The organism is Marinilactibacillus piezotolerans (genome assembly GCF_900169305.1).
GTDB lineage: Bacteria > Bacillota > Bacilli > Lactobacillales > Carnobacteriaceae_A > Marinilactibacillus > Marinilactibacillus piezotolerans_A.
Window position 1 is genome coordinate 894,908 of the sequence record NZ_FWDP01000004.1, and the last position, 14,318, is coordinate 909,225.

Annotated in this window: 12 protein-coding genes; 6 read left to right on the top strand and 6 right to left on the bottom strand. The window is 38.2% G+C overall.

The features are described from left to right. Positions 1 to 7: 7 nt before the first annotated feature. Positions 8 to 1,819 carry a M3 family oligoendopeptidase gene (locus B6F02_RS08060; protein ID WP_080146840.1) on the top strand — a complete coding sequence of 604 codons (1,812 nt, stop codon included), beginning with the start codon at positions 8 to 10 and terminating at the stop codon, positions 1,817 to 1,819. 75 nt (positions 1,820 to 1,894) lie between these two features. On the opposite strand, the gene B6F02_RS08065 is transcribed toward B6F02_RS08060, so the two are convergent. Beyond that, a complete protein-coding gene (locus tag B6F02_RS08065) occupies positions 1,895 to 3,463 on the bottom strand; it encodes a C40 family peptidase (protein ID WP_080146841.1) in 1,569 nt (522 codons plus the stop codon). Between the two features lie 308 nt (positions 3,464 to 3,771). Between B6F02_RS08065 and trhO the strand changes: the two genes are divergently transcribed. Together trhO and B6F02_RS08075 are read left to right on the top strand one after the other, a co-directional pair. Then, on the top strand, positions 3,772 to 4,737 hold the full coding sequence (gene trhO, locus B6F02_RS08070) for an oxygen-dependent tRNA uridine(34) hydroxylase TrhO (RefSeq protein WP_080146842.1): 966 nt from the start codon (positions 3,772 to 3,774) through the stop codon (positions 4,735 to 4,737). 224 nt (positions 4,738 to 4,961) lie between these two features. Beyond that, complete coding sequence (locus tag B6F02_RS08075) at positions 4,962 to 7,721, top strand: transglycosylase domain-containing protein (protein WP_080146843.1); 2,760 nt, start codon at positions 4,962 to 4,964, stop codon at positions 7,719 to 7,721. 64 nt (positions 7,722 to 7,785) lie between these two features. Here the strand turns inward: B6F02_RS08075 and ccpA are convergent, their stop codons facing one another. After that, entirely contained in the window at positions 7,786 to 8,793 is a 1,008-nt protein-coding gene (gene ccpA, locus B6F02_RS08080) for a catabolite control protein A (protein WP_080146844.1), read from the bottom strand. A gap of 262 nt (positions 8,794 to 9,055) precedes the next feature. Between ccpA and B6F02_RS08085 the strand changes: the two genes are divergently transcribed. Then, the gene (locus B6F02_RS08085) at positions 9,056 to 10,147 is read left to right on the top strand and encodes a M24 family metallopeptidase (RefSeq protein ID WP_080146845.1); all 1,092 of its coding nucleotides are present in this window, start codon (positions 9,056 to 9,058) and stop codon (positions 10,145 to 10,147) included. A 55-nt stretch (positions 10,148 to 10,202) separates the two neighbouring features. On the opposite strand, the gene B6F02_RS08090 is transcribed toward B6F02_RS08085, so the two are convergent. The 3 genes from B6F02_RS08090 to B6F02_RS08100 form a co-directional block, all read right to left on the bottom strand. Continuing rightward, positions 10,203 to 10,694 (bottom strand): DUF421 domain-containing protein, encoded by a 492-nt coding sequence (locus B6F02_RS08090; RefSeq protein WP_080146846.1) that lies wholly within the window; start codon positions 10,692 to 10,694, stop codon positions 10,203 to 10,205. A gap of 98 nt (positions 10,695 to 10,792) precedes the next feature. After that, positions 10,793 to 11,344 (bottom strand): YtxH domain-containing protein, encoded by a 552-nt coding sequence (locus tag B6F02_RS08095; RefSeq protein ID WP_179128549.1) that lies wholly within the window; start codon positions 11,342 to 11,344, stop codon positions 10,793 to 10,795. A 54-nt stretch (positions 11,345 to 11,398) separates the two neighbouring features. After that, a complete protein-coding gene (locus B6F02_RS08100; protein ID WP_080146848.1) occupies positions 11,399 to 11,800 on the bottom strand; it encodes a DUF948 domain-containing protein in 402 nt (133 codons plus the stop codon). Between the two features lie 221 nt (positions 11,801 to 12,021). Between B6F02_RS08100 and B6F02_RS08105 the strand changes: the two genes are divergently transcribed. Together B6F02_RS08105 and B6F02_RS08110 are read left to right on the top strand one after the other, a co-directional pair. Beyond that, positions 12,022 to 12,708 carry a hypothetical protein gene (locus B6F02_RS08105; RefSeq protein WP_080146849.1) on the top strand — a complete coding sequence of 229 codons (687 nt, stop codon included), beginning with the start codon at positions 12,022 to 12,024 and terminating at the stop codon, positions 12,706 to 12,708. Between the two features lie 118 nt (positions 12,709 to 12,826). After that, entirely contained in the window at positions 12,827 to 13,723 is an 897-nt protein-coding gene (locus tag B6F02_RS08110) for a mechanosensitive ion channel family protein (RefSeq protein ID WP_080146850.1), read from the top strand. Positions 13,724 to 13,778: 55 nt separating this feature from the next. Here B6F02_RS08110 and cbpB read toward each other — a convergent pair whose 3' ends face one another. After that, positions 13,779 to 14,264 (bottom strand): cyclic-di-AMP-binding protein CbpB, encoded by a 486-nt coding sequence (gene cbpB, locus B6F02_RS08115; protein ID WP_080146851.1) that lies wholly within the window; start codon positions 14,262 to 14,264, stop codon positions 13,779 to 13,781. Between the last annotated feature and the right edge of the window lie 54 nt (positions 14,265 to 14,318).

Consider the following 14,318-nt stretch of genomic DNA (forward strand, 5'->3'; position numbering starts at 1 on the left):
TGAGTAAATGTCTTATAGTATGAAATGGGATCTGGAATCCATCTATTCAAGCGTCACTGCTCCAGAACTGGAACAGGATTTATCAAGATGGGAACAGGAGATTCCTGAACTTGGTCAGAAAATCAGCCAATGGGATCCCAAAGCGGACCATCCGGGTTACCCTGAAATGCAAAGTATCTTAAAACAGTTAAATACCCTGCAGCCGCAAATTTCTGAAGCAGGTATGTTTATCAGCGGAACCTTATCAGCGGATGTCAATAACTCAAAAGCAAAAACCTTAATGGGACGGTTAAGTGTTCTGTATAGTGAATTATCTACAATTACTGTCCCTTTTTATAAGAAATTTGCGACCATTTCAGATGAAGATTGGCAAACTTTGCTGCAAAACCCTGCCTTAGCTCCGTTCTCATTCAATCTATCTGAAGACCGAGAACAAGCAGAACAACTGCTTTCTGAAAAAGAAGAAGCGCTGCTGGCTAAGTTATCTGTAGATGGCATCCAAGGCTGGGAACAGCACTATGATACACTCGTTTCAAAAATCGAAATTCCTGTTACAGATGAAAATGGAAATGAGCAATTGCTTTCTGCTGGACAAGCAGAAAACCGTATGTATAATGATCCGAACAATAAAGTAAGAGCTGAGCTTTTTGAAAAATGGGAAGCTGCCTGGAGCAGCCAATCGGAATTATTTGCAGATACATTGAACCATCTAGCAGGTTTCAGACTGACTGACTATAAAGCGCACGGTATAGATAATTTTCTAGAAAAACCGCTTAAAGCTAGTCGAATGAAACAGGAAACACTAGATGCAATGTGGCAAGCTATTGCTGAAAATAAAGCTCCGTTTACTGACTATTTATCTAGAAAAGCTGCACTGCTTGGCAAAGCACAATTAAGTTGGCAGGACGTAGAAGCACCCGTTACAGTTGGTAATGGCAAGCCAAAGTCTTACAGTTTCGATGAGGGAGCTGCTTTCATAATTGAAAACTTCCGAAAATTTAGTGGTAAAATGGCTGATTTTGCGGAAATGGCGTTCGAAAAGCGCTGGATTGAAGCAGAAGATCGCCCTGGTAAATCACCAGGAGGATATTGTGCTGAGTTGCCTGTTTCAAAAGAATCGCGCATTTTTATGACATATTCTGATTCACCGGGAGAAGTAGCGACTTTAGCACATGAATTAGGTCACGCCTTCCACAATCATGTTATTTTTGAATTACCTTATATGAAGCAGCATTTTGCAATGAATGTTGCAGAAACAGCTTCTACCTTTGCTGAACTCGTAGTTTCCGATGCAACAGTTAAGTCAGCCTCTTCTGATGAAGACAAAATTGCTTTACTAGATACAAAGATACAAAATGCCTTAGCTATGTTCTTAAATATCCATGCTCGTTTCATTTTCGAAACAAACTTTTACAATGAACGTAAAAATGGACTAGTTTCAGCAGAACGATTAAATGAGTTAATGGAAGAAGCTCAAAAAGAAGCTTATGATAATAGCCTGTCTGACTATCATCCAAGCTTCTGGGCAAGCAAACTTCATTTTTACATCAGCGGTATCTCTTTCTACAACTTCCCTTATACCTTCGGCTACTTGTTCAGTTTAGGTATCTACGCTCAAGCTCTGGAATCCGGTTCCGATTTTGAGGATCAATACATTGCATTATTGCAAGACACCGGCTCAATGAATACTGAAGAACTTGCTGAAAAACACCTGAACGTAGATTTGACATCTACTGACTTCTGGGTAAAAGGAATCAATATTTTGAAAGAAGATGTTGCACAGTTCATCGCATTGACTGATCAGTATACAAAAAACTAAAGATTTAAAAAAGGATCGAGATCACACCTGATGTGATCTCGATCCTTTTTCTGTTTACTAATCGTTATTGGCTGATTAATATCTTCCGTATCCAATAAATCTTGAACCCCAGTAACCTGAATGAACATTGGCATATGCTACACCAGTGCTGGTTTGTGCCCCGATAAATCTGCCGCCGCCTGCGTAAATCCCTACGTGAGTGACTCTTCCGTTACCAAAGAATACTAAATCTCCTGGTTGAGGATTAGATACTTTTTGAGAGCTTGCATATTGAGCAGCTGAATTACGAGGGATGGTTTTTCCAACTTGACGGAATACCCAGCTAGTAAATCCGGAACAGTCAAATGTGCTTGTTCCTCCAGAACCCCATTCATAAGGTGTTCCTAATTGGCTGTCAGCATATGACTTGATTGCAGACCATGAAGCTCCGCTTGTTGTTGGAGTCGGTTTAGATTCAACTTTTTCTACTGTCTCTTTTTTAGGAGCAGTTTGTGTCTCTTCAGTTCTTTCATTCTCTGAAGAATTATTTGAACTACTATTGTTTGAATTTTGATTATTGTTGCTTGAACTATTGTTATTAGAATTATTGTTATTTGAGTTATTGTTGCTTGAACTGTTGTTATTAGAATTATTGTTATTTGAGCTATTGTTGCTTGAGCTTTGATTATTTGAAGAACTTTGTGAAGCTGATTCTGTTCCAGTAGATTCAGCCGGTTCAGAATCATTAGCAGACTCTGAAGAACGTTCGCTAGATTCTGCTGGAGTTGAAGAAGCTGTTGTTACAGTATTTTCTTCTTCAGCTGCCTCTGCTTCTGCTTCTGCTTGAGCCAATGCTTGCTCTTCTGCTTCTCTTTGACGTTGTTCTTCTGCTTCTTGCGCTGCGCGCGCTGCTTCTTCTCTTGAAGCAATCAATTGATCTACTTTCAGTTCAGCTGCTTCGCGCTGAGCTAGAAATTCTGAACGCTCTGATTCAGCTGTTGCTTTTTCAGCGGATAACTGGGCAACCAGTACTTCTTTTTCCAGCTGTTGCTGCTCTAGATCTGCAGATACTTGTTCAAGTTCTTCAGCCAGTGCATTTTGCTGAGTAATGGTTTTTTCAACTTCTGCCTGCTTAGTCACTACAGATTTTTTGTCTTGCATTTGAGCTTCCATTAATTCTTTGTTGGATTGCACTAAGTTTGTTACGACGTCTATACGTCCGATAACGTCAGTAATTGATTCAGAATCTAACACAAATTCTATGTAATTTGCTGTCTGACCATCTACTTGAATTTTACGTGCTTGTTCTTCCAGTTGTCCATTTCTTTTTTCAATCAATACTTCTAATTCTGCAATTTCTACTTGTAAAGTATCGAAATTGTTGTGTGCCGTCTGTAAACGCTCAACGGTTTCTTTAATTAGGTTTTCATTGTTGGTAATCTCGTCATTGATTGATGCTAATGCTGCTTCAGTATTTTGTGATTCAGATTCCAGTGAATTGATCGTTTCATTTAATGAGTCAATTTGCTGATTATTATTTTCTACTTGAGTTTTTGCTTCATCGATTTTTGTATCATAATCTTCAGCTGATACTAATGGAGCTGAGATTAATGAGCTTAATATCATTGTTGTAGTTGCGGACAATACGAATAATTTACTTTTCAAGATTGCTTCCCTCCAAGAAAGTGTCTTCCGGTCCATCTGCTGTAATTTGTCTTTATAGACTTTTCATCGAATGAGTTTATTAACGGGTAACATAGTATTGTTGCTCTTCCTCAGTTTTTTGAGGACTAGAGAAAGTATAGCATGTTTATCTGCTCATTAGATTTCAACAGTATTACATCTTAATTTCTTTTTAACATCTCTTTTCAGAGATATAGTAACAAATTCTTGCAATCTCTGTGTCCTTCGAGTATAATTTTAATGTTTATGATACGAATCGAAATTGTAGAACGAACAAGGAGGAACACCCCGTGAGTGAATACCAAGTATTGCTTTACTATAAATATGTAGAAATTGAAAATCCTGAACAATATAGAAGTGAGCATATGCAGCTGTGCAAGGATCTTAACCTTAAAGGCCGTATATTAGTATCTGATGAAGGACTAAACGGTACGGTATCAGGTACGATTGAAGAAACTGAAAAATATATGGAAACTATGCATGCTGATGAGCGCTTCAGCGACATGATGTTTAAGATCGATCCATCAGAAGGACATGCTTTCAAAAAATTGCATGTACGTTATCGTCCGGAAATTGTATCACTTCAATTAGGTGAAGAAGATATCGATCCAAACCGATTGACCGGAACCTATCTGGAACCGGAAGAATTTCGTAAAGCACTTGAAGATGAAAACACAATTGTGTTAGATGCACGAAACGATTATGAATATGATTTAGGCCATTTCCGCGGTGCGATCCGTCCTGATATTCGTAATTTTAGAGAACTGCCGGATTGGATTAAAGAAAACAAAGAAAAATTTATGGATAAACGTGTAGTTACCTATTGTACAGGCGGTGTACGTTGCGAAAAATTCAGCGGCTGGCTATTGAAAGAAGGCTTTGAAGATGTTGCTCAACTACACGGCGGCATTCATAATTATGGCACCAACCCCAATACTCAAGGAGAATTGTGGGACGGCAAAATGTATGTATTTGACGAGCGTATCAGTGTAGATATTAACCGGAAAGAAAAAACAGTTATTGCACGCGACTGGTTCGATGGTACCCCATGCGAACGTTACGTAAATTGCGGAAACCCATTTTGCAACCGTCAAATCATAGCTTCAGAAGAAAATGAGCATAAATATCTGCGCGGATGCACACATGACTGTAGAATTTCTCCAGAAAATCGTTATGTTGTAGAACATCATTTAAGCCGTGAAGAAGTTGCTGAACGTTTGGCACTAATAGGAGAAAAATTTCCTGAAACTGTATAACGGATTGGATTAACCCTTTTATCATTAAAATTGCTTCATCAATTTTAGTGGAAAGAGGGTTTTTCTATCCATTTCCATGAATGCGTTTGCTCTTCAGCCCCTATTGTCTTCTTTAAAACAAACCACAGTAAAATTTGTAACATCTATTCGTTTTACTTTTAAGGCGTGTTTGCTATAATATAGCAAGCTATACCTTATTTAAAATAAAGATAAAGGAGTCTAGAATGAATCAATCTGAAAATAAGAAATCCGAACAAGCAGAAGAAACAAAAGAGACTTCTTCAAGTAAAGGTTTTTTTTACTATTTTGATATCTCTTATCGAGTAGCAAAAGCACTTGTCATTATATTAGCTGTTACCCTTTTAGTAGGAGGTTCTCTTGGAGCTGGAGCAGCAGTAGGGTACTTTGCTTCTCTCGTTCACAGCAGCGAAATTCCAGAATATGAAGAAATGGAAGCTCAAATCGATGACTATACGTTAAAATCTTCTATTTATTATGGAAGCGGCGAACTAGTCAGCGATGTCCGCAGTGACCTTGTCAGAACACCCGTCAACTTAGAGCAGGTTTCTCCTTATGTCGTCAATGCTATTATTGCAACCGAAGATGAATACTTTTTTAAACATAACGGAATCGTTCCTAAGGCTGTGGCTCGAGCTCTTGTTCAAGATCTGACAAACAGTGCATCCTCTTCTGGAGGTTCCACTCTTACACAGCAGTTAATCAAGCAGCAGTTGGTCGGAAATGAAGTCACTCACGAGCGTAAAGCCAATGAAATTTTACTCGCTATGCGTTTGGAAAACTTTATGTCTAAAGAAGATATTCTGCAATCTTATTTGAATATCTCCCCTTTCGGGCGTAACAATAAAGGCGAAAATATTGCCGGTGTTCAAGAAGCGGCTCAAGGAATCTTCGGTGTTGCAGCTGCAGATCTCACTTTACCGCAGGCTTCTTTTATAGCAGGATTACCGCAGAGTCCTATTGTGTATAGCCCTTATACGCAAACAGGTGAATTCAAAGACAGCTTTGAGTACGGACTGCAGCGTCAAAAAGAAGTATTATTCCGTATGTACCGCGAAGGATATATTACTGAAGCAGAATATCAAGAAGCTGCTGAGTATGATATTACTCAGGACTTTATCAATCAGGAAAGTATTGAAGAAGAAGATCAGTCATACGTTTATGATCTTGCATTCCAAGAGGCAAGCAAAATTCTAAAAAACCATCTCATCCAACAAGATGGTCTCACAGCAGAAGAAGTTGCTGATGATGAAGAACTGAATAATCAGTATTTAGAAGAAACCGATGCTGCTATGCGTAACGGCGGTTACAAAATCTATACAACGATTGACAAAGCTGCACATAATGCTGTGGAGCAAGTAGTTGCAGAGCAGATCGATACGTTAGGCAGAACCCGAGAATATACTTGGACCGATGCAGATGGTGAAACACATACCCAGACGTATCCTATGCAAGTCAGCGGCTCACTGATCGATAATGCTACTGGAAAAGTCCTAGCCTTTATCGGAGGTCGCGATTATGAAGAAGACAATTATAATATTGCTTTTAAACCCGGACGAAGCCCAGGATCTATTATAAAACCGCTGGCAACTTATGGTCCCGCCTTAGATGTCGGAATGATCACACCGGCAACTTTAATACCAGATACGAAAGTCTCTTTTCCTCAAGTTGGACAGGATCCTTATGAACCAACAAATGCCGGCCCTATTACAAACCGTTGGATGACAGCTCGAGAAGCTTTGACGATTTCTCAGAATATTCCTACAATCAAGATCTTTAATGAATTAAATGATCAAGTAAACCCTGGAATCTACATGGAAAGAATGGGTATCGGTAATGACAGAATTCCTCTGGATGTCTATGAGTCTCAGTTAGCTACTGCTATCGGCGGAGTTTCTACTGGACCTTCTGCAGTGGAATTAGTCAGTGCATTCTCCAGCATCGCAAATGACGGTGTCCATGCTGATCCATATGTCATCGAGCGTATCGAAGATCAATCCGGAGAAGCAATTTATCAGCATGAACAAGTTGAAACGCGTGTCTGGAATCCGCAAGCTAACTATCTGCTCTTAGATATTCTGCGAGATGTTCATACAGAAGGAACAGCTAGAAATACAATCAATCAGTTGAACTTTAATTCTGACTTTATTTCCAAAACGGGTACTGCCGGTCGTTCTGATTTAGTAACGGATATTTGGTATGTTGCCAGTACTCCTAAAATCTCTTTAGGTACTTGGATAGGTTACGATAATATCAATGTTGGCATAGAAGATGAATTTGGTCTCTCTGCCAGTCGAAGAAATCGAAATTTCTGGGCACAAGTAATGAACAGAATCTATGAAGTAAATCCAGAATTAGTTGGTGCGGGCGAAACTTATCAGCAACCGGATAATATTGAACAGCGATCTGTTTTAGAAAAAACAGGCATGCTGCCGGGAACAATCGAATTGCCTAATGGCGATACCCGAGAAGTTTCGGGAGAAACATTTACAGAAATCTTTAGTACAAATAACCTCCCTGAAACGTCACAATATGATTTCGCAATCGGAGCTACAGATGAAGAGCTTGCTGAATATTGGAATACAACTTTATCTAAAAATGATCAAACAGAGGAAGAGCCAAATCAAGTTGAAGTCAGTATAGCTTCTGCGAGCACTGAAACGAAACCTGATACTGTAAAACCCGAAGAAACCGAAGAAGAACAACCGCAAGAAGAGGAAAAACAAGAACAAAAACCAGAAAAAAAGCCTGAATCAAACAGTCCATCTGATGAAGAACCAACAGATGAAACTCAAACAGACGAAAAACCGGAATCTAAACCCGAGAAAGAGGAAGAAACGAGTGAAGATCCACCGGACACTTCTCCTGATGAACCAACAGCTCCTTCAAAACCGGATCCAGAAGAAGATTCATCTAAAGAAGGAACGCCCGATGAGTCTGCCAACTCATCTCCTGATAATGAATAAAATAGAAAAAAGGACTTGCGGGATAAATTTACCGCAGGTCCTTTTTTAGGTATTACAATTTAATTTATGCTTCTTTAGTCGTTCCTTTTGTTGCAATATGATAAGGTAATTTGATGGTTTTTTCATCAATCTCTTCTTTATTCATTAATTTTGTCAGTAATCTCATAGATACTGCTCCGATATCATATAACGGTTGAACAATTGTACTTAACTGCGGACGAGTCATGTCAGTTAGTTTGGAATTATTTGATGTAATGACTGCAAAGTCTTCCGGTACACTGATTCCTCTATCCAAAGCTGCATTCAATACACCAACCGCTAGTTCATCATCTGCCACTACGGCAGCCGTTGCACCAGCTTTAGAGATTTGTTCAAAGACTACATCGCCGACTTTATACGTGTATTCTGATTGTACAACAAGATTTTCATCATAGTCGATTCCAGCATTTTTCAAAGCTGATTTGTACCCTTCAAGTCGGTATTGCCCATTGATTGGTTCATCATGACTTTCTGAAATGAACGCCACTTTTTTGTGCCCTTTTTCAATCAGTGATGTTACGCAGTCTTCTGTAGCAGCCGTATAGTCAATATTTACACTTCCAACTTGGCCATCTGGATCTACAGTTCCAGCAAGAACCACCGGTGTGCGAGAGCGTGAAAATTCAGCGCGCAGCTCTTCGGTGATTTTATTTCCCATAAAAATGACACCGTCTACTTGTTTTGCTAACAGTGTATTCAACACTTGTACTTCTTTTTGTTCATTTTCATCAGAGTTTGCCAAGATGATATTGTACTTGTACATGGTTGCTATATCATCAATTCCTCGCGCTAAAGATGAAAAGTACAAGTTGGTTACATCAGGAATAATCACTCCGACAGTGGTTGTTTTCTTGCTCGCTAATCCTCTGGCCACTGCATTAGGTCTATAATCTAAACGATCAATGACATCCAATACTTTCTTTCTAGTTGTAGGTTTAACATTAGGATTTCCGTTTACGACACGCGAAACCGTAGCCATTGAAACGCCCGCTTCTCTCGCCACGTCATAAATCGTGATAGTTTGTTTATCCATTTTATTTTCTCCTTTGGTCAAATACCGGTTTTTAATGTTCAGCCAATCAGTCAAATTGCCGGCTGAGTAAGGCTGAATCAGGTAAAATTGTTTTCCTGTTTTTACTTTATCAAAGCATGAAAGAGATTTCAATATAAAATTATTATTTTCATGAAAATTTCTTTGAGTTTTTCAGAAAAGGCTTACTTTCAACTTCGTGCTCTCTCATTATAATCGTGTTACAATACAAATAGCAAACAATTTGATGGAAATGAGGAATACGATGAACACAGCATTACAACAACTGATCCAGCGAGTTTCAGACAAACAGTTAGACATGATCTATATTGATGACCCTAATCTGATTGGGTATTTAACAGGTTTTGAAAGCAATCCTCATGAAAGAGTACTAGCACTCTTTGTGTTAAAAGATTCTGTATTCTTATTTACTCCGTTTCTGGAAGCGTCAGAAGCACGAGCTCAATCCTCTATCGAAGAAATCATCAGTTACAAGGATGAAGAAAACCCATGGAAGATTATCTCTAAGCAATTAAACCGTTACAATCAATCCTTTGAAACGATCGGATTAGTTGAAAATCAATTGACGGTTGACCGTTATAAGCAGCTGCTTGCTATGACGAATCCTGAACAAACCATAGATATTTCAAGTATGATTCAAGAGATCCAGCTAATCAAATCAGACGATGAGCTCTCAAAAATGAAAACAGCTGGAAAAATGGCAGATCGAGCTTTGGAAATTGGAATGAGTGCTCTTAAAGTTGGCATCAGCGAACAAGAAGTGGTTGCTGAGATAGAATATGAACTTAGAAAATTGGGGATCTCTGAAATGAGCTTCCAGACGATGGTCCTTTTCGGCGATCATGCCGGCAGTCCGCATGGCAATCCAGGTTCACGCAAACTGAAAGCGAATGAACTGGTATTATTCGATCTAGGTGTAGTCGCTGATGGGTACACTAGTGATGTGACACGTACAGTAGCTTTTGGAGACATTTCCGAAGAATTGAAACAGGTGTATAATATTGTTTTAAAAGCGCAGCAAACCGCTCAAGCTGCTGTTAGACCCGGGATCACTACTGGAGAACTAGATCAAATCGCTCGTTCTATTATTGAAGAAGCCGGATACGGAGAGTATTTTACCCACCGTCTTGGACATGGATTAGGTAAAACCGTTCATGAATTTCCAAGTTTATCAAAAGGAAGTTCTATGGTCGTTCAAGAAGGTATGTGTTTCTCACTTGAACCAGGTATCTATATTGAGAATCAAGTTGGGGTAAGAATTGAAGACTGTGTTTACGTCACCGCAGATGGCTGTAAATCTTTCACACATACGCCAAAGACACTTATAACCGTCTAATTAACCATTTAAAAAGCCTGCATGAGCTTCATAAAGCTCATGCAAGCTTTTTAAATTATTCTACATTTCTTAACGTTTCTTCGCTATCTGCTTTTTTCTTTAGGACAGAAAATGTGCCGTCTGTTTCTAAAATTACTGCTGATACTGTGTCAGTAGACCCAATTCCTTGTGATCTCAACGCCTGTGTAATCTCATTTTTTGCAATCCTCTCTTTTTTCAAAGCTCTTTCATCATAATCTCCATTGTAATAAAGCATAGTCGGCTGTGACTTCAAAAGTTTATTTGCCAACTTAAACCGTACTGATAACCAGCTGGTAAGAAACTGCAGAAAGACCAGTAGACAGAATGCTATAATGCCCTGCCATAAGTTTCTTTGAAAATTGATTAAAAGACTTGAAAGCGTTGAACCCAGTGCAACTGTCACAATGAAATCAAAAGCATTCATCTTAGATAATGTTCTCTTTCCAGAAATCCTCAGTACAAAAATGATCAACATATAAGATAATGTTCCGATAATAATCATATTGATAACTGAACGTAAAGACATATAGGAAACCTCCTTTAGACTAAAATAAATAGAGATACTCCCGGTTAGAGTGAGTATCTCCATTCTTTGTTATAAGACTTGAAGTGAAAGTAACAGAATTAAATTCCAACATTTGTGTTTGTTGTATCTTTATCTTGACGTCCGTCTTCGGTTGTTTGTTCCGTACTTGTATTCTCTGTACGTTGTCCTTTTGCTTCATCTTCAGCCATTTTTGCTTCATCGTAATCAAAAGACATTGTACGATCTTTTGCACCTTCAACTCCAGTGTCGTTAGACTGGTTATTCATGTCTTTTCCTTTTTGAACACCATCATTCACTGTATCCATCGCTTCTTTTTTGATTTGGTCTAAAGTATCTTTATGCTGATCTTTGCCTTTATTCAAAGAATCTGCAACTTGGCTGTACGTGTCTTTAGCATTTTTCATATAGTCTGAACTTGCTTTTTGCGCGGTTTCTTTAAGTTCAGTACCTTTTTCTTTTGCTAAGTCTGCATACTCTTGAAATTGACCTTTAGATTTATTCGTTTGCTTAGTAATATCATCGCGCATTTCTTTTCCAGATTTTGGAGCAAATAACAGTGCACTCGCTCCAGCAATAACTGCTCCGACAATGGTTCCTAGTAAAAAGCCTTCTGCTTTATTTTTCCCCATAACTATCCGCTCTCCTTTTAAGTTTGTTTCTTTTCTATTCATTGAGTCTAGTAATTATTTCTTGGCAATCTTATTGTTGATCTTTCTTGATAAACCAATTGATGCACCACGTTTAGAGGCACCCGCTAATGATGAAGTCAGATTTCTAGTCGAATCATTCAAGCTGGAAACAGAAATTCCTAAATCTCCAACAGCTTTGAATAACGGATCTGTTAACCCTAACTTCCCATTCACGTCATCTAAGGTTGTATTTGTCTTATTAAGCAACCCTTCGACTTCGATCAGTAAATGATCTGCATCTTTAGTGATTGTTCCTAAGCTCTTGTTCGCTTCCTCAACTGTTGTATTTAGTTGAGACACAACACTCGCTACTTTAAATAACACATAGCATAGTCCTAAAACTAAAACTGCAAATGCAATAGCTGCAATCAGAGCAGCGATTTCTCCACCTGACATATTTTATCCCTCTTTCGTAATTTATTTACATTTTTAGAATACCATTCCGCAAATCAAAAAAGCAAATAGTAAGATTGCAGCTTTTATTCAATTCAAATAATCTTAGGTAATCCAATCATATTTCAGCTATCTATTTAAAGCTCTTTCACGGTATAATAGCTATGTCTGAATAACACTCTTTAAACTTATTAACTAACTAACTAACTGAAAGGTGGAGTCTAATGAATAAAACGCGTTATCAATTTGGCAAACCCCAAAATCAGCAATCAGGTATGAAGATCAAACACAAACGATTCTTTTGGATTTTCTTGTCTATTGTCCTTTTAGCAGCTATCGGTATTTTACTGAGCTGGTACTATAATCTGGGGTCTTTTGCAGAGGAAGAAGTCAGTGGTCTTTCTGATCAGCATATTCGTATTTCTGAAACCAAGCAATCTACTCCCAGTTCTCTACTGTTCAGCGACTATGAAAGTTATGAGATGAACTATGAAGGTAGAGCTGTTGAATTAAGACTGGACTATTATGAATTCGAAAATAAAACAGCTTCCATCGGATTTGCTGGATTATCATCTTCCGGAAAGTCTGATTATAATGGACTCATTACTTGGGGAATTCTTCCAGATGATTCTGTTGATTCAGATTTTGGAACACTAAAAGCAAAATTTTTGTTGTCTGGAAAAGGCACATCCAATACTGAAAATCTGACCGATCTGTTCTCTTCCTTTAACCATTCGATGACGATGTATAGTGAAATTGAAGGACCGACCGAAATTTCTTCTGGAGAATCCATTCCGCTGAGAATCTGGTCTTCTAACCGAATATCTTTTACAAATTTTGAAGATTACTTGAAACCAGAGAATATGACTAACCAAGAAGGATTAGCAGTCCTCTATTTAGATCTGAAATAGCCTTTACATTATAATCGTTACATATTTGCAATAGGATTCTGTCCCTTTTTTTGATACAATTTATTTTAGCAAATTAAAGCGGCTGTATATAAACGCTAGTAAAAGGGGTATCAACGATATGTATTTAGCATCAGGAGAGGGAACAGATCAAGTCATTAAAGAAGTAACTGAACAGACAAACATCATCACCGATTTCTGGAACTCTATAGACTGGAATGCCATTATGGTCAGAGCGATCGTTGGAGTCATCCAGATCTTATTAGCAGTCATTGTTTTCTTTATTCTCAAAAAAGTAGGACGCTATGTCATTGAAACAGTATTCAAAAGATATATGAGAGAGAAACAAACTGTACCGAATCGTTATAACACTTTATATAAATTAAGTAAAAATCTATTTAACAGCGTACTGTATTTTTTCTTGGTCTACACAATATTAGAGATAATCGGAATTCCAGTTGGAACACTCGTTGCTGGTGCCGGGGTTATTGGTTTAGCTTTATCTCTAGGTGCTCAAGGATTTGTTTCTGACATCGTCAACGGCTTCATGATTTTACTGGAAAAGCAGTTGGATGTAGGAGATGTGGTTAACGTCAATGGCATTTTAGGAACTGTGGAAGATGTGAACCTTAAAACGACCAAATTAAAAGACTTTGATGGTACGATTCACTTTATTCCCAATCGATCCATCACTGTCATCAGTAACCGTTCACGAGCGGATATGCGTGTAATGATCCAGTTGCGCTTATTTCCTAATACAAACCTCGATCAAGTTAGAGCAGTATTAGAAGATGTCAACAAAAAACTGATTCCTCAATACGAAGAAATAACCGTTGAACCAGCAGAAGTTGCTTTTGTGCCAATCGGAGCAGGTCAGACAGCAGCTCAGATTATTATGTATTCAAAAGCAGGAACAGAAATCGGTGTCCGCAATGCTTTCTATGAAGGATACGTAGATGCATTAGTGAGAGAAGGGATTGAATTGCCTAGAATCAACTTTGATACAACGGCTATTTAATTGAACAGACAACGTTAAAAAACGATAGATCACTGAGTGATCTATCGTTTTTTTTCTACTTTAAAGGATCTGTTAGCAGTTTTTCGCGTACATCATATACTTTTTCAAACTCATGAGCAATCCGATTGGTTCCTTTTAAGATTTCACTTCTGGTAATGATCCCTTTGAATGTCTGGTCTTCGTCAATGACTGTAATAAAGGCATGGTTGACCAGCATGTGTAACACATTTTCCAGCTCATAATCTTCAAAAACATGCGGAAAATCCGTATCCATTATTTCCTCTACTTTTATTTCTCCGAGTTTTTCGAAATGAACATCTTCAATCTCCATAATCGCCTGCATAATTGAAGGCATAGAGATTAATCCTTTCATTCTGGATTTTTCATCTAACACTGGTACCACTGCATATTTATCTGTTGTTAATATCAGCAAAGCATGATTCAATCGATTCTTTGTCCCTACTACTGCTACTTGATCAGCAGGTTTTACTAAGTCCTTATCTTGGTCAATCAGTAAGGTTTTGATTTTCTCACCAATCATATTCCCACTCCTTGTAAACGTTCTTACCACTCATCTATTTTACTATCTTTGAAG

Bases quoted from the DNA above. Each gene is read 5' to 3' on its own strand.
- B6F02_RS08060 (WP_080146840.1), top strand. From the start codon at position 8: ATGTCTTATAGTATGAAATGGGATCTGGAATCCATCTATTCAAGCGTC.
- B6F02_RS08075 (WP_080146843.1), top strand. From the start codon at position 4,962: ATGAATCAATCTGAAAATAAGAAATCCGAACAAGCAGAAGAAACAAAA.
- ccpA (WP_080146844.1), bottom strand. From the start codon at position 8,793: ATGGATAAACAAACTATCACGATTTATGACGTGGCGAGAGAAGCGGGC.
- B6F02_RS08085 (WP_080146845.1), top strand. From the start codon at position 9,056: ATGAACACAGCATTACAACAACTGATCCAGCGAGTTTCAGACAAACAG.
- B6F02_RS08090 (WP_080146846.1), bottom strand. From the start codon at position 10,694: ATGTCTTTACGTTCAGTTATCAATATGATTATTATCGGAACATTATCT.
- B6F02_RS08095 (WP_179128549.1), bottom strand. From the start codon at position 11,344: ATGGGGAAAAATAAAGCAGAAGGCTTTTTACTAGGAACCATTGTCGGA.
- B6F02_RS08100 (WP_080146848.1), bottom strand. From the start codon at position 11,800: ATGTCAGGTGGAGAAATCGCTGCTCTGATTGCAGCTATTGCATTTGCA.
- B6F02_RS08105 (WP_080146849.1), top strand. From the start codon at position 12,022: ATGAATAAAACGCGTTATCAATTTGGCAAACCCCAAAATCAGCAATCA.
- B6F02_RS08110 (WP_080146850.1), top strand. From the start codon at position 12,827: ATGTATTTAGCATCAGGAGAGGGAACAGATCAAGTCATTAAAGAAGTA.
- cbpB (WP_080146851.1), bottom strand. From the start codon at position 14,264: ATGATTGGTGAGAAAATCAAAACCTTACTGATTGACCAAGATAAGGAC.